The organism is Serratia sp. FGI94, from assembly GCF_000330865.1.
Taxonomy (GTDB): domain Bacteria; phylum Pseudomonadota; class Gammaproteobacteria; order Enterobacterales; family Enterobacteriaceae; genus Serratia_B; species Serratia_B rubidaea.
Genome location: NC_020064.1, coordinates 1,944,582 through 1,962,083 on the forward strand (window position 1 = coordinate 1,944,582; position 17,502 = coordinate 1,962,083).

14 protein-coding genes are annotated in these 17,502 nt (G+C 61.0%); 8 read left to right on the forward strand and 6 right to left on the reverse strand.

Annotation, left to right across the window (positions count from 1 at the left end):
- Window positions 1-9: 9 nt before the first annotated feature.
- Window positions 10-3,486 carry a transcription-repair coupling factor gene (gene mfd / locus D781_RS08870; RefSeq protein ID WP_015671976.1) on the reverse strand — a complete coding sequence of 1,159 codons (3,477 nt, stop codon included), beginning with the start codon at window positions 3,484-3,486 and terminating at the stop codon, window positions 10-12.
- Between the two features lie 239 nt (window positions 3,487-3,725).
- On the opposite strand from mfd, the gene lolC reads away from it, so the two are divergent.
- The 5 genes from lolC to cobB are packed head-to-tail and all read left to right on the forward strand — an operon-like array spanning window position 3,726 to window position 8,693.
- The gene (lolC, locus tag D781_RS08875) at window positions 3,726-4,928 is read left to right on the forward strand and encodes a lipoprotein-releasing ABC transporter permease subunit LolC (RefSeq protein WP_015671977.1); all 1,203 of its coding nucleotides are present in this window, start codon (window positions 3,726-3,728) and stop codon (window positions 4,926-4,928) included.
- Entirely contained in the window at window positions 4,921-5,625 is a 705-nt protein-coding gene (lolD, locus tag D781_RS08880; RefSeq protein WP_015671978.1) for a lipoprotein-releasing ABC transporter ATP-binding protein LolD, read from the forward strand. The genes lolC and lolD overlap by 8 nt, the downstream gene beginning before the upstream one ends.
- The gene (lolE, locus tag D781_RS08885) at window positions 5,625-6,872 is read left to right on the forward strand and encodes a lipoprotein-releasing ABC transporter permease subunit LolE (RefSeq protein WP_015671979.1); all 1,248 of its coding nucleotides are present in this window, start codon (window positions 5,625-5,627) and stop codon (window positions 6,870-6,872) included. Before lolD ends, lolE begins: the two co-directional genes overlap by 1 nt.
- A 56-nt stretch (window positions 6,873-6,928) precedes the next feature.
- Window positions 6,929-7,843, forward strand: a complete 915-nt coding sequence (nagK, locus tag D781_RS08890; RefSeq protein ID WP_015671980.1) for an N-acetylglucosamine kinase — start codon at window positions 6,929-6,931, stop codon at window positions 7,841-7,843.
- A 13-nt stretch (window positions 7,844-7,856) separates the two neighbouring features.
- A complete protein-coding gene (gene cobB, locus D781_RS08895) occupies window positions 7,857-8,693 on the forward strand; it encodes a Sir2 family NAD+-dependent deacetylase (RefSeq protein ID WP_015671981.1) in 837 nt (278 codons plus the stop codon).
- Window positions 8,694-8,775: 82 nt separating this feature from the next.
- On the opposite strand, the gene potD is transcribed toward cobB, so the two are convergent.
- From potD to potA, 4 genes are all read right to left on the reverse strand, one after another.
- On the reverse strand, window positions 8,776-9,822 hold the full coding sequence (gene potD / locus D781_RS08900; protein ID WP_015671982.1) for a spermidine/putrescine ABC transporter substrate-binding protein PotD: 1,047 nt from the start codon (window positions 9,820-9,822) through the stop codon (window positions 8,776-8,778).
- Window positions 9,823-10,028: 206 nt separating this feature from the next.
- A complete protein-coding gene (gene potC / locus D781_RS08905) occupies window positions 10,029-10,805 on the reverse strand; it encodes a spermidine/putrescine ABC transporter permease PotC (protein WP_015671983.1) in 777 nt (258 codons plus the stop codon).
- The gene (gene potB / locus D781_RS08910) at window positions 10,802-11,662 is read right to left on the reverse strand and encodes a spermidine/putrescine ABC transporter permease PotB (protein ID WP_015671984.1); all 861 of its coding nucleotides are present in this window, start codon (window positions 11,660-11,662) and stop codon (window positions 10,802-10,804) included. The genes potC and potB overlap by 4 nt, the downstream gene beginning before the upstream one ends.
- The gene (gene potA, locus D781_RS08915) at window positions 11,646-12,761 is read right to left on the reverse strand and encodes a spermidine/putrescine ABC transporter ATP-binding protein PotA (protein WP_015671985.1); all 1,116 of its coding nucleotides are present in this window, start codon (window positions 12,759-12,761) and stop codon (window positions 11,646-11,648) included. Before potA ends, potB begins: the two co-directional genes overlap by 17 nt.
- Window positions 12,762-13,115: 354 nt before the next feature.
- Here potA and pepT point away from each other — a divergent pair, with 354 nt between their 5' ends.
- The 3 genes from pepT (at window position 13,116) to D781_RS08930 (ending at window position 16,301) form a co-directional block, all read left to right on the forward strand.
- Window positions 13,116-14,348, forward strand: a complete 1,233-nt coding sequence (gene pepT / locus D781_RS08920) for a peptidase T (RefSeq protein ID WP_041412065.1) — start codon at window positions 13,116-13,118, stop codon at window positions 14,346-14,348.
- 71 nt (window positions 14,349-14,419) lie between these two features.
- Window positions 14,420-15,514: a malate/lactate/ureidoglycolate dehydrogenase gene (locus D781_RS08925; protein ID WP_015671987.1), complete on the forward strand. Its 1,095-nt coding sequence runs from the start codon at window positions 14,420-14,422 to the stop codon at window positions 15,512-15,514.
- Window positions 15,515-15,554: 40 nt separating this feature from the next.
- Window positions 15,555-16,301, forward strand: a complete 747-nt coding sequence (locus D781_RS08930) for a class I SAM-dependent methyltransferase (protein ID WP_015671988.1) — start codon at window positions 15,555-15,557, stop codon at window positions 16,299-16,301.
- Between the two features lie 59 nt (window positions 16,302-16,360).
- Here D781_RS08930 and D781_RS08935 read toward each other — a convergent pair whose 3' ends face one another.
- The gene (locus tag D781_RS08935) at window positions 16,361-17,482 is read right to left on the reverse strand and encodes a cupin domain-containing protein (RefSeq protein WP_015671989.1); all 1,122 of its coding nucleotides are present in this window, start codon (window positions 17,480-17,482) and stop codon (window positions 16,361-16,363) included.
- Between the last annotated feature and the right edge of the window lie 20 nt (window positions 17,483-17,502).

Genomic DNA, 17,502 nt, shown 5'->3' on the forward strand with positions numbered 1-17,502 from the left:
GCGATGGCGCTAGGCCAGCGTATGTTCACGGCAGGCGCTCAGCAGATCCTCAATAAACTTCAGCCGTTTTGCCCGGTCGCTGAGGTCGAGCGTAAACTTCAGCTTGGTGGGGCCGTCCAGCCGGTAGATCTGCGGCTGGCTCTGCAGCAGGCCGATCAGGTAACCCGGATCGACGCAGTTCTTCTCGCCGAACTCGACAAAGCCGCCGCGCTCGTTAACCTCAATCCGCTTGATGCCCAGCGTCTGCGCATGCTGACGCAGCGCGGCGCTGTGCAGCAGGTTGCGGGTGGCGTCCGGTAGTTTGCCGAAGCGGTCGATCAGCTCCACCTTCAGCTCTTCCAGTTCGCCTTCGTGTTTGGCGCTGGCGATGCGTTTGTACAGCGACAGCCGGGTGTTGACGTCCGGGATAAAGTCATCCGGCAGCAGCGCCGGCATGCGCAGCTCCACCTCGGTCTGGCTGCTGGTCAGATCTTCCAGCGACGGTTCGCGCCCCTGTTTCAGCGCATCCACCGCGCTTTCCAGCAGCTCCATATACAGCGAGAAGCCGATGGTGGTCATCTGCCCGCTCTGGTCTTCCCCCAGCAGTTCGCCGGCGCCGCGGATCTCCAGATCGTGCGTCGCCAGGGCGAAACCGGCGCCCAGATCCTCCAGCGTGGCGATCGCCTCCAGACGCTTGTGGGCATCGCTGCTCATCGCTTTCGGATTCGGCGTCAGCAGGTAGGCGTAAGCCTGATGGTGTGAACGGCCGACGCGGCCGCGCAGCTGGTGCAGCTGCGCCAGACCGAAACGGTCGGCCCGTTCGATAATGATGGTGTTGGCGCTGGGGATATCGATGCCGGTTTCGATAATGGTGGTGCAGACCAGCACGTTGAAGCGCTGGTGGTGGAAATCGTTCATCACCCGCTCCAGATCGCGCTCGCGCATCTGGCCGTGACCGATGGCGATGCGCGCCTCCGGCACCAGCTCCGCCAGCCGCTCGGCCGCTTTTTCGATGTTTTCCACGTCGTTATACAGGTAGTAGACCTGGCCGCCGCGCAGCGTCTCACGCAGGATGGCTTCGCGCACCACCAGGCTGTCGTATTCGCGCACAAAGGTTTTTACCGCCAGACGGCGCGCCGGCGGGGTGGCGATAATCGACAGATCGCGCATGCCGCTCATGGCCATATTCAGCGTGCGCGGAATCGGCGTCGCGGTCAGCGTCAGGATATCCACATCGGCGCGCATCGCCTTGATGCGCTCTTTGTGGCGCACGCCGAAGCGGTGCTCTTCGTCGACGATCAACAGCCCCAGATCTTTCCAGCGCAGATCGCTCTGCAGCAGCTTATGGGTGCCGATCACGATGTCGACCTTGCCGTCCGCCGCGTCGTCCAGCACCTGCTGCTGCTCTTTGGCGCTGCGGAAGCGCGACATCATCTCAATGCGGATCGGCCAGGTGGCGAAGCGATCGCGGAAGTTGTCGAAGTGCTGCTGCGCCAGCAGGGTGGTCGGCACCAGCACCGCCACCTGCTTGCCGTTTTCCACCGCCAGGAAGGCGGCGCGCATCGCCACCTCGGTTTTGCCGAAGCCCACGTCGCCGCACACCAGACGATCCATCGCCAGCGGCTGGCACATATCGCTCAGCACCGCATTGATCGCCTGCTCCTGGTCGGGAGTGGTCTCAAACGGGAAGGACTGGCAGAACAGCTGATACTGTTCGCGATCGTGTTTAAAGGCGAAGCCGGCCTTGGCCGCGCGCTGCGCGTAGATATCCAGCAGTTCGGCGGCGACGTCGCGCACCTTCTCCGCCGCTTTTTGCCGCGCCCGCGACCAGGCGTCGCCGCCGAGCTTGTGCAACGGGGCGTTTTCATCGGCGCCGCCGGCATAGCGGCTGATAAGATGCAGTGAGGAGACCGGCACGTACAGCTTGTCTTCGCCGGCATAGGACAGAATCAGATACTCCGCCTTGATGCCGCCGGCCTCCAGCGTGGTCAGGCCGACGTAGCGGCCGACGCCGTGCTCCAGGTGCACCACCGGCTGGCCGGGATGCAGCTCCGCCAGGTTGCGGATCAGGGTGTCGGTATTGATGGTGCGGCGGTTGTCCTGCCGGCGGCGGCTGACGCGCTCACCCAGCAGGTCGCTTTCGCAAATCAGCGCCCGCTGGCGCGGCGCGTCGAGGAAACCACGTTCGGCGGCGCCGACCATCATATAATGGCCGCCGGCTTCGGCCTGGTCCAGCCGCTGAATCAGGCTGGTGCCCAGCTTGATGCGGCCGAGCAGGTCCTGCAGCGTTTCGCGCCGGCCTTCACTCTCCACCGAGAAGATCACGCTGCCGTCAAAGCCTTCGATAAAGCGGCGCAGGTTATCCAGCGGCGCCTTTTGCTGCGCCTGTACCGCCAGCTCAGGCAGGCCACGGTAGGCGAGATTGGTATTGCCCGCTTTGGCCGGCAGCTCTTCGGTACTCAGCGCCACGCGCGGCCAGGCTTTCAGCTCGGCGAACAGCGCGTCGACGCGCAGCCACAGGGTATCCGGCGCCAGCAGCGGGCGCATCGGATCGACGCGGCGGCTCTCGTAGCGCTGATTGACATCCTGCCAGAAGCGCTCGGCGGCGTTTTCCAGATGGCCGGTATTGACCAGCAGGGTGTTGGCCGGCAGATAGCTGAACAGCGACGGCAGCGGCTGGCTGAAAAACAGCGGCTGCCAGTATTCGATGCCGGCGGGCCAGCTGCTTTTACTGACCTGTTGGTAAATATGTTCGGCGTCGCGGCGCACTTCAAACTGTTCACGCCACTGGCTGCGGAACAGCTCAATGGCGTTTTTGTCGGTCGGGAATTCGTGCGCCGGCAGCAGGTTGATCGACTCGACTTCGCTCAGCGTGCGCTGGCTGTCGACGTCGAAAATGCGCAGGCTGTCGATTTCATCATCAAAGAAATCGATGCGGTAGGGCTCGTCGCTGCCCATCGGGTAGAGATCGAGCAGGGCGCCGCGGGTGGCGAACTCGCCGTGCTCCATCACCTGATCGACGCTGCGGTAGCCGGCCTGCTCCAACTGGGCGCGCAGTTTGTCGCGCGACAGTCGTTGGCCCTTATTCATCACCAGCGCATGGCCGTGCAGGAACTCATGCGGGCAGACGCGCTGCATCAGCGTGTTGACCGGCAGAATAATGATGCCGCGCGCCATGGTCGGCAGATGGTACAGGCTGGAGAGGCGGGCGGAGATAATCTCCTGATGCGGCGAGAAGCTGTCGTAAGGCAGCGTTTCCCAGTCCGACAGCGTAGTGACCATCTGGTCGGTAAACTGTTGGATCTCATCGCGCAGTCGCAGGGCGTTTTGCATATCCGGCGCGATCAGCATAATCGGCCCGTCGTGGCGTTCGGCGATCTCGGCGCACTCAACGGCGCAGGCCGCACCGGTCAGCTGACCCAGCTGGCGTAAATCCCCTGCGCGGCTCGGCAGGTCATAACGGGAGGAGAGTGCGGCGGAACGACTACGGTTATCGGCAATGCTCATCAGGTATCTTTTGGTCTGTAAAGTGATGGTGATCCGGCGTCGGCGGGCGGCGCTTTTGTTTGCTTTATACTAGCCCACTGGCTGGCAAACTGACATAGGCAAATCGGTTTAGTGGTGGTTAATTAACCCGCATGCGCCCGCGTTGGCAGAATAAAAGCCGCCGAACGGTTCCCTAATCGGCGCGGAGCCTTTATTATCCATGATCACTTTGCTTAAGCTACGGCCACAAAACGGATTTCATGTATCAACCTGTCGCGTTATTCATTGGCCTGCGCTACATGCGCGGGCGGGCTTCAGACCGCTTTGGCCGGTTTGTCTCCTGGCTTTCCACTATCGGCATTACGCTGGGGGTGATGGCGCTGGTCACCGTGTTGTCGGTGATGAACGGCTTTGAACGAGACCTGGAAAACAACATTCTGGGTCTGATGCCGCAAGCGCTGGTCACCACCCCGAGCGGGTCGGTCAATCCTCAACGGCTACCGGCCTCTGCGGTGCAGGGGCTGCAGGGCGTCACCCGCGTGGCGCCGCTGACTACCGGCGACGTGGTGCTGCAAAGCCCGCGCAACGTGGCGGTCGGGGTGATGCTTGGCGTCAACCCGGATGGAGCCGATCCGCTGACGCCGTTTCTGGTCAATATCAAACAGCAGGCGCTGCAGCCGGGCGCGTACCGCGTGATTCTGGGCGAAGTGCTGGCCGGCAAGCTGGGCGTCAAACGCGGCGACAAACTGCGCCTGATGGTGCCGAGCGCCAGCCAGTTTACCCCGATGGGACGCATCCCCAGCCAGCGCGTGTTTACCGTGGCCGGCACCTTCCACGCCAATAGCGATGTGGACGAATACCAGCTGCTGGTCAACCAGCAGGACGCCTCGCGCGTGATGCGCTATCCGGCGGGCAACATCACCGGCTGGCGCCTGTTCCTGCAGCAGCCGCTGGAGGTCGACAGCCTGAGCCGGCAGGCGCTGCCGCAGGGCGCGAGCTGGAAAGACTGGCGCGATCGCAAAGGCGAGCTGTTCCAGGCGGTGCGTATGGAAAAGAACATGATGGGGCTGTTGCTGAGCCTGATCGTGGCGGTCGCCGCCTTTAATATCATTACCTCTCTCGGCCTGCTGGTGATGGAAAAGCAGGGCGAAGTGGCCATCCTGCAAACCCAGGGGCTGACGCGCCGCCAGATCATGGCGGTGTTTATGACCCAGGGCGCCAGCGCCGGGATCATCGGCGCACTGCTTGGCACGCTGCTGGGTGTGTTGCTGGCGCTGAACCTGAACACCATTATGCCGGCGCTTGGCGCGCTGATTGACGGCGCATCGCTGCCGGTGGCGGTGGATCCGCTGCAGGTGACGATCATCGCCGTCGCGGCGATGGCGGTTTCACTGCTGTCCACGCTGTATCCTTCATGGCGCGCCGCCGCCGTTCAACCCGCTGAGGCTTTACGTTATGAGTAACCATCCATTGTTGCAGTGTGACAACCTGTGCAAGACCTATCAGGAAGGCAATCTGCATACCGACGTGCTGCGTAATGTCAGCTTTGCCATGCAGCCCGGCGAGATGATGGCGATTGTCGGCAGCTCGGGCTCGGGGAAAAGCACCCTGTTGCACCTGCTGGGCGGGCTGGACTCACCAACCTCCGGTAGCGTGGTGTTTAAAGGGCAGGCGATGAACGCGCTGTCGTCCGCCGCCAAGGCGGAGCTGCGTAACCGCGAGCTGGGCTTTATCTACCAGTTTCACCATCTGCTGCCGGATTTTACCGCATTGGAAAATGCCGCGATGCCGCTGCTGATCGGCGGCGTCAAGCCGGCGCAGGCGCAGGAGAAGGCGCTGGAGATGCTGGCGGCGGTCGGGCTGGATAAGCGCAGCAAACACCGTCCTGCCGAACTGTCCGGCGGCGAACGCCAGCGGGTGGCGATCGCCCGTGCGCTGGTGAACAATCCGTCGCTGGTGCTGGCGGATGAACCGACCGGCAACCTGGACCAGCGCACCGCCGACAGCATCTTTGATCTGCTGGGCGAGCTGAACGTGCGTCAGGGCACCGCGTTTTTGGTGGTGACCCACGATCTGCAGCTGGCCAAACGCCTTAACCGTCAGCTGGAAATGCGCGACGGCCATCTGCAGGCGCAGCTGACGCTGCTGGGGGCCGAGTAATGCGTGCATTGCCTCTCTCACTGCTGACGGCGCTGCGTTTCAGCCGCGGTCGGCGGCGCGGCGGCATGGTGTCGCTGATTTCGGTGATCTCCACCATCGGCATTGCGCTGGGGGTGGCGGTGCTGATCGTCGGCCTGAGCGCGATGAACGGTTTTGAGCGTGAGCTGCAAAACCGCGTGTTGTCGGTGGTGCCGCACGGGGAAATCGAGCCGGTCAATCAGCCGTTTAACGGCTGGCCGGCGATGATGCAGCGGGTGGAGAAGGTGCCGGGCATTCTGGCCGCCGCGCCGTACATCAATTTCACCGGCCTGATGGAAAACGGCGCGCAGCTGCGCGCGGTGCAGCTGAAGGGGGTTGACCCGGCGCAGGAAGCGGATCTCAGCGCGCTGCCGAAGTATGTGCAGGGCGACGCCTGGGCCAACTTCAAGGGCGGCGAACAGCAGGTGATTCTGGGCAAAGGCGTCGCCGATGCGCTCGGCGTTAAGCAGGGCTCTTTTGTCACGGTGATGATCCCCAACAGCGACCCGGAAATGAAACTGCTGCAGCCGAAGCGTATCCGCCTGCACGTCAGCGGTATTTTGCAGCTCAGCGGCCAGCTGGATCACAGCCTGGCGATGGTGCCGCTGGCCGATGCGCAGCGCTATCTGGACATGGGTGACAGTGTCACCGGTATCGCCATCAAGGTGAACGACGTGTTCGCCGCCAATAAGCTGGTGCGCGACGCCGGCGAGGTGACCAACGCCTACGTCTATATCAAGAGCTGGATCGGCAAGTACGGCTATATGTACCGCGATATTCAGATGATCCGCGCCATTATGTATCTGGCGATGGTGCTGGTGATCGGCGTGGCCTGCTTTAACATCGTCTCCACGCTGGTGATGGCGGTGAAGGACAAGAGCGGCGATATCGCCGTGCTGCGTACGCTGGGGGCCAAAGACGGCTTTATCCGGGCGATATTCGTCTGGTACGGCCTGCTGGCGGGGCTGGTGGGCAGCCTGAGCGGCGTGGTGGCCGGCGTGTTTGCCTCGCTGCAGCTGACGAATATCATCAAGCTGATTGAAAAAATGGTCGGACATTCGTTTTTGTCCGGCGATATTTACTTTATCGACTTTTTACCGTCGGAGTTGCACTGGCTGGACGTACTGATCGTCCTGGCGACCGCCATCGTACTCAGCCTGCTGGCCAGCTGGTACCCGGCGCGCCGCGCCAGCCGTATCGATCCGGCGCGGGTGCTAAGCGGTCAGTGACCGGATTAAAAATGGGGCGCAGTGATGCAGCCCCATTTTTTTGCGTGAGGTAACGGATGTTCTACGGTTTTGATATGGGCGGCAGCAAAATTGAGCTGGGCGTGTTTGACGCCAAGCTGCAGCGTATCTGGCAAAAGCGGGTGGCGACCCCGCGGGACGACTATCGCCAGTTGCTGGCGACGCTGCGCGATATGACGCTGGAGGCGGACGCCGTCTGCGGCGCGCCCGGACAGGTGGGCATCGGTATCCCCGGCCTGCCGAACGATGATGACGGCACGCTGTTTACCGCCAACGTGCCGGCGGCGATGGGGCAGCCGCTGCCGCGCGATCTGGCGGCGCTGATCGGCCGGGAAGTGCGGGTGGAAAACGACGCCAACTGCTTCGCGCTGTCGGAGGCCTGGGACGAGGAGTTCCGCCGCTATCCGGTGGTGTTTGGGCTGATTCTCGGCACCGGCGTCGGCGGCGGCCTGATCGTCGACGGTAAGGTGGTGTCGGGCCGTAATCATATTGCCGGCGAATTCGGCCACCTGCGGCTGCCGGTCGACGCGCTGGAGGTGCTGGGGCGTGACATACCTCGCGTTGCCTGCGGCTGCGGCCACCATGGTTGCATTGAAAATTACATATCAGGCCGCGGATTTGAGTGGCTGTACGCGCATTTTTATCAGCAGCGCTTGTCTGCACCGCAAATTATTGCGCATTATCAGGCCGGTGAGCCGCAGGCGCAGGCTCACGTTGAGCGTTTTCTCGATCTGCTGGCGATTTGCCTGGGCAATTTACTGACCGTCATCGATCCGCATCTGGTGGTGATTGGCGGGGGACTTTCGAATTTTGCAGCGATCTATCAGGCGCTGCCGTCGCGTCTGCCGCGCAGCCTGTTGCGCGTGGCGAAGATGCCAAGGATCGAGCCGGCACGCTATGGCGATGCCGGCGGCGTACGCGGGGCGGCGTTCCTCAACCTGGTGGATAATTGAATAAGGAGTAGTTATGCGTACGCGCCATCGGCTGTGTCAGTTTCGCAAGAGCAAACATGTGTTGCACCAACGTTTCCGTTCGCGGATTTTTCACCGCGATACCATGGCGGCGGCGGAGTTGAAAAAGCCGTTTGTGGTGGTGTTGACCGGCGCCGGCATTTCTGCGGAGTCCGGCATTCGCACCTTCCGTGCGGCGGACGGCCTGTGGGAAGAGCATAAGGTGGAGGACGTGGCGACGCCGGAAGGCTTCCAGCGCGATCCGGAGCTGGTGCAGGCGTTTTACAATGCGCGCCGCCGCCAGCTGCAGCAGGATGATATCGCGCCGAACGCCGCGCACCGCGCGCTGGCCAGTCTGGAAGAGTGGCTGGGGGACAATTTCCTGCTGATTACGCAAAATATCGACAACCTGCACGAACGCGCCGGCAACCGCCGGGTGGTGCATATGCATGGCGAACTGCTGAAGGCGCGCTGTACGCAGTCCGGCCAGGTGGTTGACTGGCCCGGCGATCTGAACGTCGATGACCGTTGCCACTGCTGCCAGTTCCCGGCGCCGCTGCGTCCGCATGTGGTGTGGTTCGGCGAAATGCCGATCGGCATGGACGATATCTATCAGGCGCTGGAAAGTGCGGACTTCTTCGTCGCTATCGGCACCTCCGGCCATGTGTATCCGGCGGCCGGGTTTGTACACGAGGCGCGGCTGGGCGGCGCGCACACCATGGAGCTGAACCTGGAGCCGAGCCAGGTGGAAAGCCAGTTTGCCGAGAAGCACTATGGCCCGGCCAGCGAAGTGGTGCCGCGCTTCGTGCATAAGTTCCTGATGGGGAAAATCGAACGCGCCGACCGGCCGTAACCCCGTAGGGGTTGTTGTCGCTGGGTGGGGAAAAAGAACAGGGCCGGGCGGAGCGCCCGGCCTGACAGGAGTGAGGCTGGCGTTAACGGCCGGCCTTCAGCTTCTGGAACTGGGTTTCGTACAGCGTGCTGGCGTCGCCGACATCGTTCTGCCATTCGCCGTTTTTGATCACCGCTTCGTCCGGATACAGGGATTTGTCGTTGGCGATCTCCGGCGGCAGCAGCTTTTTCGCCTCCAGGTTCGGCGTTGGGTAGCCGATGGTTTTCGCCACCTGCACCGCAATTTCCGGTCGCAGCAGGAAGTTAATCAGCTTCAGCGCGCCGTCGACGTTCTTGGCGTTCGCCGGGATCGCCAGGCTGTCCATCCAGAAAATGCCGCCTTCTTTCGGCCAGACGATCTCCAGCGGCGTGCCGGCCTGACGGGCGACAAAGGCTGAACCGTTCCACACCATCCCCAGATTGACTTCCCCTTCCATAAACGGGTTGCCCGGGTTGTCGGAGTTAAAGGCCAGCACGTTCGGCATCAGCTTTTTCAGCTCGTTATAGGCGGCCTCAATCTCCTGCGGATTGGTGGTATTGCCGGAATAGCCCAGTTTACGCAGCGCCATCTGGAACACTTCACGCGCGTCGTCGGTCAGCAGCAGGCTGCTTTTGTATTCCGGCTTCCACAGGTCGGCCCATGAGGTGATGGTTTTCGGATCGATTTCGTCGCTGTTGACGCCGATGGCGGTGGCGCCCCAGATATAGGGGATCGAGTAGTCGTTATTCGGATCGAACGGCTTGTTCAGCAGGTTGGGATCGAGATCCTTAAAGTTGCTGAGCTTGCTTTTGTCGATCTTCTGCAGCATGCCTTCCTTGCTCATCTTGGCGATGAAATAGGTGGAAGGCACCACCAGGTCGTACGCGCCGTCTTTATAGGTTTTCAGTTTGGCGTACATGCTTTCATTGGATTCATAGGTGGAATAGATCACCTTAATCCCGGTTTCTTTGGTGAACTGATCGAGCAGGCCTGGCGGCACATATTCAGTCCAGTTATAGAAATAGAGGGTTTTGCCGTCATCGGCGGCGGTTGCAGAGCCGATGCTCAGTGCCATCATCCCGGCTGCGAGCAGGTGTGACCACTTTTTCATGCAGCGTATCCTTCAGCAGTTATCGCGTTTAACAGTATAGGCCGAATAGCGGCGCGGCGGCCCTATACCCCAGAAAGTGGCCATTATAGGCGGCGTGCAACGTGGGGTAAAGGTAGTTATCTTCTTGGCAAATAGCGGTTTTTTAGCCAAAAACAGGATAGCAGAATAAAAATGGGCACATTCACAAAATGAATGTGCCCACCTGATTATTTGACATTGCGATCGCGCATTACCCACTGACTGGCGAGTACCAGCACCAGCGACATCAGCAGCAGGATGGTGGCCAGGGCGTTCACCTCCGGCGAGACGCCGACCTTGACCATTGAGTAGATCTTCAGCGGCAGGATCTCATAGCTTGGCCCGGTGACGAACGAGGACACCACCACATCATCCATCGACAGGGTAAAGCTCAGCAGCCAACCGGCGGCGACCGCCGGCATCGCCAGCGGCAGGATGATTTTACGCAGAATCGTCACCTCGCCGGCGCCGAGGTCGCGCGCCGCTTCCAGCATCTTGACGTCGAAGCCTTTCAGCCGCGAGTAGACGGTTACCACCACAAACGGCAGGCAGAAGGTGATATGCGAAAACAGCAGCGACCAGAAGCCCAGCGAGATGCCCAGCAGCATAAACAGCACCAGCAGGGAGATCGCCATCACGATATCCGGCGACATCATCACCACAAACAGCATGCCGCTGACGAACGGCTTGCCGCGGAAGCGGTAGCGGTACAGCGCCACCGCGGTCAGCGAACCGATAACCGTGGCGAAGGTGGCCGACAGCACCGCCATGGTCAGCGAGTGGCCTGCCGCCTGCAGCAGGCTGTCGTTGTTGAGCAGGGTCGAGTACCAGTCGAACGTAAAGCCCTGCCAGTTAATGCCGAAGCGCGACGCGTTGAACGAGTTGACGATCAGAATCACGATCGGAATATACAAATAGGCGTAAATGATGGTCATAAAACCACCGCGTAGCAGGCGTCCGATCATTCCAGCTCCACCTTCTTGTTCAGCAGTTTCGCCGCGCGGTAATACACCAGCAGCATCAGGCCCATTACCAGCGTCAGGCAGATGCTGGTGGCGGCGCCGAACGGCCAGTCGCGAATATTCAGGAACTGGCTCTTGATCACGTTGCCGATCAGCAGGTTTTTCGCACCGCCCATCAGGTCCGCGACGAAGAACAGCCCCATCGCCGGCAGGATCACCAGCAGGCAGCCGGCGATAATGCCCGGCATGGTCAGCGGCACGATGATGCGGATAAAGGTCTGCAGCTTGCTGGCGCCGAGATCGCGCGCCGCCTCCAGGCAGGATTTATCCAGCTTCTCGATGCTGGAGTAGAGCGGCATCACCATAAACGGCAGCAGAATATAGATCAGGCCCAGCACCACCGCCTCGGAGGTGTACATGATGCGAAACGGCTTGTCGATCACCCCCAGCCACAGCAGGAAATCGTTCAGGTAGCCGCGGGTGCTGAGAAACAGCTTCAGGCCGTAGATGCGGATCAGCGAGTTGGTCCAGAAGGGAACAATCAGCAGAAACAGCAGCAGCGGCCGCACTTTCTGCGGCAGGCGCGCCAGAATAAAGGCGAACGGATAGCCGATCGCCAGGCAGCACAGGGTGGCGATCACCGCCATATTCAGCGAGTGCAGCAGCACTTCGGCGTACAGCGGATCGAACAGCCGGGTGTAGTTATCCAGCGTGAACACCATCTGAATCAGGTTGGCGTCGTCGCGGGTCAGGAAGCTGGTGCCGATGATCATCAGGTTCGGCATAAAGACGAACAGCACCAGCCAGGCCACCACCCCGGCAATCACCACATTCTGGAACCGTTTACGCGAGGTCTTCATCGGCCAGCACCACCTCCCAGCTTTCAACCCAGGTCACCGCCATTTTCTGATTCAGCGAATGGTCGACGTCCGGGTCGTCTTCGTTGAAGAATTCGCTGACCATCACCATCTTGCCGTTTTCCAGCTCAACGACCGAATCCAGCGTCATTCCCTTGTAGTTACGCTCGCGCACGTAGCCGATCAGGCCGTCGACCTGTTCGGCGCCGTTAATCTCTTCAACGCGCAGATCCTCCGGCCGCAGCAGCACTTTCAGGCGCTGGCCGGCGCTGACCGGCAGACTGGCGTAGATATCGCATTCGCGTCCTTCGACGTTGGCGCGCACCCGCTGTGCGTCGATGCGCTGCAGCACGGTGGCATCGAAGATATTGATCTCGCCGATAAAGCTGGCGACGAACAGGTTGCGCGGCTCTTCGTAGATCTCGCGCGGCGTGCCGTCCTGCTCAATGCGGCCCTCACGCATCACCACGATGCGGTCGGACATGGTCAGCGCCTCTTCCTGATCGTGGGTGACAAACACAAAGGTGATGCCGAGCTTGCGCTGCAGCGCTTTCAGCTCGTTCTGCATCTGCTTGCGCAGTTTATAGTCCAGCGCCGACAGCGACTCATCCAGCAGCAGAATTTTCGGTTTGTTCACCACCGCGCGGGCGATGGCGACGCGCTGTTGCTGGCCGCCGGACAGCTGGCTGGGACGCCGCTGGGCGAAGGCGTCCAACTGCACCATGCGCAGTGCCTCTTCCACCCGGGGGGGAATCTCCGCCGCCGGCGTTTTCTGCATCCGCAGGCCGAAGGCGACGTTGTCAAACACCGTCATATGCGGGAACAGCGCGTAGCTCTGGAAGACGGTATTGACGTGACGGTGTTCGGCCGGAATGTCGGTAATATCCAGACCGTCGAGCACGATCTGGCCGCTGTCGGCATCTTCCAGGCCGGCGATCAGGCGCAATACGGTGGTCTTGCCGCAGCCGGAGGGGCCGAGGATCGTCACAAACTCGCCGTTATTAATGGTGAGTTCAAGATCGCCGATGATAGTTTTGCCGTCGAACCCTTTGCTTAACGCTTTTAATTCAACAAGTGGCTTTAGAGAGGATGTCTCAGTCATTTATGGTGTCACTCTATCCCGTGAACTCTTGCAGATAGAACCGCCGCTGGAAAAGACTGCGAGAGCTAGCGAAATACCTCGCCGTACTAAAAGCTCAAAACCAGTGGCGCCGCTCGAAATTTTTAGAGGGCGCATGATAGACGCTGTGGCAGTGAATTGAAAGCCGAACCGCCGACAACGCGCTGATTTTTACCATTATAGCCGCACTATGCGACAGTTTAACGCATTCGCGGAATCAATGAATTATTAGCACCGGTAATGATTCTCGCTAATTCTGGTTAAAAATGACCTGACGCAATATTTTCCGCCAGGCGCTTTTGCATAATGACTTGCGATAATTTGAAGGGCGCCATCATGGATAAACTACTCGATCGTTTTTTTAACTACGTCACCTTTGATACGCAATCCAAAGCGAACGTTAAACATGTGCCAAGTACGGACGGGCAGCTGAAACTGGCGCGCGCGTTACAGCAGGAGCTGCTGGAACTGGGGTTTGCGCAGGTGATGCAGAGTGAACAGGGCTGCGTCACGGCGACCCTGCCATCCAACGTCGCCTGGCCAGTGCCTGCCATCGGCTTTATCTCCCACCTTGATACCTCGCCGGACGTCAGCGGCAAGCAGGTGAACCCGCAAATTGTGGAAAATTACCGCGGCGGCGATATCGCGCTGGGTATCGGCGATGAGGTGCTGTCGCCGGTGCGTTTCCCGGTGCTGCACCAGCTGTTGGGCCAGACGCTGATCACTACCGATGGCAAAACGCTGCTTGGCGCGGACGATAAGGCCGGCATTGCCGAAATCATTACCGCCATGGTGCGTCTGCGGCAGCAGCACATTCCGCACGGTGATATCCGCATCGCCTTTACGCCGGATGAAGAGGTCGGCAAAGGCGCCCGTTATTTTGACGTCGAAAGCTTTAACGCCGCCTGGGCCTATACCATTGACGGCGGCGGCGTGGGAGAGCTGGAGTGCGAGAACTTCAACGCCGCCTCAGCGGTGGTGAAAATCGTCGGCAACAATGCGCATCCCGGCAGCGCCAAGGGCGTGATGGTCAACGCACTGACGCTGGCGACCCGTTTCCACCAATGCCTGCCGGCGGAGGAAACGCCGGAAAACACCGCGGATTATCAGGGGTTCTATCATCTGAGCAGCATCAAGGGGCAGGTCGACCGCGCCGAGATGCACTATATCCTGCGCGACTTTGAACGCGACGGCTTTGCCGCCCGCAAACGTAAGCTGATGGCGGCGGCGGAGCACGTGGGCCAAGGGCTGCCGCGTGAGTGTCGCATCGACGTCACCATTGAGGACAGCTACTACAATATGCGCGAGCAGGTGGCCGAATATCCGCACGTGGTTGAGCTGGCGCAGCGGGCAATGCGCGACTGCGGGATTGAACCGGTGCTCAAGCCGATCCGCGGCGGCACCGACGGCGCACAGCTCTCTTTCAAGGGGCTGCCGTGTCCTAATCTGTTTACCGGCGGCTACAATTTCCACAGCAAACACGAGTTTATTACGCTGGAGGGCATGGAGCAGGCGGTGGCGGTGATCATGCGTATCGCAACCCTGACGGCGGAGCGCGCTAAAGAGTGAGTTGCTAACTTGCCGCAATGACTTTTTGTGCTTAGGGTGGAAAGACATTCACGCACAAGGAGATTCGCGGCATGAGTTCTGAGTATCGTATCGACAGCCAGCGGTTGGGGCAGTTTGTTCAGGCTATCTGGCGTCATACCGGCAGTTCTGCCCGTGAGGCCGAGCTGGTGGCAGAGCACCTGGTGCAGGCCAATCTGGCCGGGCACGATTCGCACGGCGTCGGCATGATCCCGCGCTATATGTCATCGCTGGCGCAGGGGCATCTGCAGCTGAATACCCATGCCCGGGTGGTGAAGGATGCCGGAGCGGTGCTGACGCTGGACGGCGGCAAAGGTTTTGGCCAGGTGGTCGCCTGCGAGGCCATGGAGCGCGGCATTGAACGCGCGCACCAGCTGGGGATCGCCGCCGTGGCGCTGCATAACGCCCACCATATCGGCCGCATTGGCCACTGGGCGGAGCAGTGCGCGCGCGCCGGTCTGGTTTCCATTCACTTCGTCAACGTGATGGGCGATCCGATGGTGGCGCCGTTTGGCGGCAGCGATCGCCGCTTTGGCACCAACCCTTTCTGCGTTGTTTTCCCTCGTCCCGGCCAGGCGCCGTTGCTGCTGGATTTTGCTACCAGCGGCATTGCCTATGGCAAAACGCGCGTCGCGTACAACAAAGGCCTGACGGTGGCGCCTGGCTATCTGATCGATGAGCAGGGACGGCCGACCAACGAACCGAAGGTGATGCATGAAGCGCCGTTTGGTTCGCTGCTGCCGTTCGGCGCCCATAAGGGCTATGCGCTGGCGACGCTGTGCGAAATCCTGGGCGGCGCGCTTTCCGGCGGACAAACTACCCATGACGACACGCTGCAGGTGACCAACGACGCGATCATCAACGGCATGACTACCATTATCCTCAGCCCGGACGCCTTTGAGGCGCCGGCGATGCAGGCCGAGGCCGAAGCCTTTGTCGACTGGGTGAAGGCCTCGCCGGAAAGCGGCGACGAGCCGATTCAGGTGCCGGGAGAGTGGGAAGAGATGAACCGTGCGCTGCGCCTGCAGGACGGCATCCCGATTGACGGCAATACCTGGCAGCAGATTTGCGCCGCGGCGCAAGCGGCCGGTATGCCGCCGGCCGAGCTTGAAGGCTATCGCGCGCTGGCGCGGGCCGCATCCGCGTAATACGGCCGACGTCGGCTATTCAAAATATTGAGGGAACGAAATGCAGCAGTTTAATACGCATGCGCAGGCGTATAACGCGGTGCGCAGCAAAATTAGCTATCCCGATGCGCTGTATGCGTCGCTGGCGGCCAGAGCGCCGGGGCGTAACGCCGCGCTGGATATCGGTTGCGGCAACGGCGTCTCCACCGTGCGTCTGCAGGGACTGTTTCAGCAGGTGGCAGGCTGTGATATCGGCGCGGCGCTGATCGAGAAGGCGCGGCAGAACTATCCGGCGCTGACCTTCAGCGTCAGCGGCGCGGAAGACTTCGCGCCGGCGCGCCGTTTTGACGTTGTCACCAGCGCCACGTCGTTTTATTGGATGGACCGCAAGGCGGTGCTGATGAAACTGCCGGTATGGCTGAACCCCGGCGGGCTGTTCTGCGCCTACAAGTATGACTTTCCGCTGGCGTACGGGCCACTGCGCGATTTTATCGAGCGGGAGCTGGTAACCAAATGGGCGCGCCACCGCGACCCCCGGCTGACGCAGTACGATGACACGCTGGAAATTATGCAGGGCTGCAGCCATCTGCAACAGGCGCGGCGCGAGGTGTTCGCCAATATCATTTTCCTGACGCCGGAAGAGGTAGCGCTGTTCTTTTTATCCACCAGCTACGTGACGCGCTATATCGAGGAAGAGGGCGGGCCGGCGTATATCGAATGGTTTCGCGCCGCGGTACGGGATATTGAGCCGGCGGAGAAGGTGGCGATGAATTTTGATATTCATGCGTTTACCGCCGTGCTGGGCTAGCCAGCGGCGAAAAAAAGCCCCCGGCAAGCGGGGGCTGATAACGCATCGTAGCGGCGGCGTCAGTCGTTAAAATACCAGTAGCCGTTGTTGATCAGGGCGGTCAGCAGGGCGAGGAAGGACGGATCGTCGACGGCGTCCCCCAGCAGCCCGGCATCGACGCTGAAGTGCTGGCACAGGGCATCGGCGGCCTGCAGATGCTCGGTATCAATCAGCTCCCCGTTGACGAAGCAGCGGTCGCCGACGCGCAGCACACGCAGTCCGCCCAGACGCTGCAGGGCTTCGCCCTGTTGCAGCAGTTCGTAGATTTCACCGGCCTGATACGGCGGCTCCGGCGGCGCGACGTCCAGCTCGTGGCGCGATTGCGAGATAAACTCGCCGAACCACTGCTGGAAGTGCTCCGGCTGCTGCACCAGATCCAACATCATCGTCCGCAGCGCATCCACCTCCTGCGGCAGCACCTCGGCCGGATGCTCACGCAGCTGAATATCGGGATCGCTATAGCGCTGGCTGCCCAGCTCGCGCGCCAGTACGTAATCGGCGAAGCCGCTGATCAGCTCCCGGCCGTTGGGCGTGCGGAAACCGACCGAATAGTTGAGCGCGTTTTCCAGCGCGTAGCCCTCATGCGGGAAGCCCGGCGGAATATAGAGAATATCGCCCGGCTCCATCTCTTCATCGATAATGGCGTCGAACGGCTCCACCTGCAGCAGATCCGGATGCGGGTAGTGCTGCTTCATCGGCACCTTTTCCCCGACGCGCCAGCGGCGGCGGCCGGTGCCCTGAATGATAAATACGTCGTATTGGTCGAGGTGCGGTCCTACGCCGCCGCCCGGCACCGAGAAGGAGATCATCAGATCGTCCATGCGCCAGTCCGGCAGCTGGCGGAACGGGCGCATCAGCGCGCCGGAGGGCTCGTGCCAGTGGTCCACCGCCTGCACCAGCAGCGACCAGTTGTTTTCACCCAGGTGGTCATAACTTTCGAAAGGCCCGTGCGCCACCTGCCAGCGCCCGTCCTGATGGCTGACGACTCGGCTGTCTACCTCATTTTCCATTGCCAGCCCGGCCAGTTCGTCCGGAGAGATCGGATCGATAAAGTTTTTAAAGCCGCGCTTGAGAATCACCGGACGCTTTTGCCAATAACGCTGCAGAAAATCGCGCCAGTCCAGATCTAATTGATAATCCATGTTGTATTCCAGGAGAGGAG

What these genes read in the sequence shown, in the direction of transcription:
- lolC (WP_015671977.1), top strand. Translation starts at nt 3,726, where the DNA reads ATGTATCAACCTGTCGCGTTATTCATTGGCCTGCGCTACATGCGCGGG.
- pepT (WP_041412065.1), top strand. Translation starts at nt 13,116, where the DNA reads ATGGATAAACTACTCGATCGTTTTTTTAACTACGTCACCTTTGATACG.
- D781_RS08930 (WP_015671988.1), top strand. Translation starts at nt 15,555, where the DNA reads ATGCAGCAGTTTAATACGCATGCGCAGGCGTATAACGCGGTGCGCAGC.
- lolD (WP_015671978.1), top strand. Translation starts at nt 4,921, where the DNA reads ATGAGTAACCATCCATTGTTGCAGTGTGACAACCTGTGCAAGACCTAT.
- D781_RS08925 (WP_015671987.1), top strand. Translation starts at nt 14,420, where the DNA reads ATGAGTTCTGAGTATCGTATCGACAGCCAGCGGTTGGGGCAGTTTGTT.
- nagK (WP_015671980.1), top strand. Translation starts at nt 6,929, where the DNA reads ATGTTCTACGGTTTTGATATGGGCGGCAGCAAAATTGAGCTGGGCGTG.
- mfd (WP_015671976.1), bottom strand. Translation starts at nt 3,486, where the DNA reads ATGAGCATTGCCGATAACCGTAGTCGTTCCGCCGCACTCTCCTCCCGT.
- potB (WP_015671984.1), bottom strand. Translation starts at nt 11,662, where the DNA reads ATGAAGACCTCGCGTAAACGGTTCCAGAATGTGGTGATTGCCGGGGTG.
- lolE (WP_015671979.1), top strand. Translation starts at nt 5,625, where the DNA reads ATGCGTGCATTGCCTCTCTCACTGCTGACGGCGCTGCGTTTCAGCCGC.
- cobB (WP_015671981.1), top strand. Translation starts at nt 7,857, where the DNA reads ATGCGTACGCGCCATCGGCTGTGTCAGTTTCGCAAGAGCAAACATGTG.
- potA (WP_015671985.1), bottom strand. Translation starts at nt 12,761, where the DNA reads ATGACTGAGACATCCTCTCTAAAGCCACTTGTTGAATTAAAAGCGTTA.
- potD (WP_015671982.1), bottom strand. Translation starts at nt 9,822, where the DNA reads ATGAAAAAGTGGTCACACCTGCTCGCAGCCGGGATGATGGCACTGAGC.
- potC (WP_015671983.1), bottom strand. Translation starts at nt 10,805, where the DNA reads ATGATCGGACGCCTGCTACGCGGTGGTTTTATGACCATCATTTACGCC.
- D781_RS08935 (WP_015671989.1), bottom strand. Translation starts at nt 17,482, where the DNA reads ATGGATTATCAATTAGATCTGGACTGGCGCGATTTTCTGCAGCGTTAT.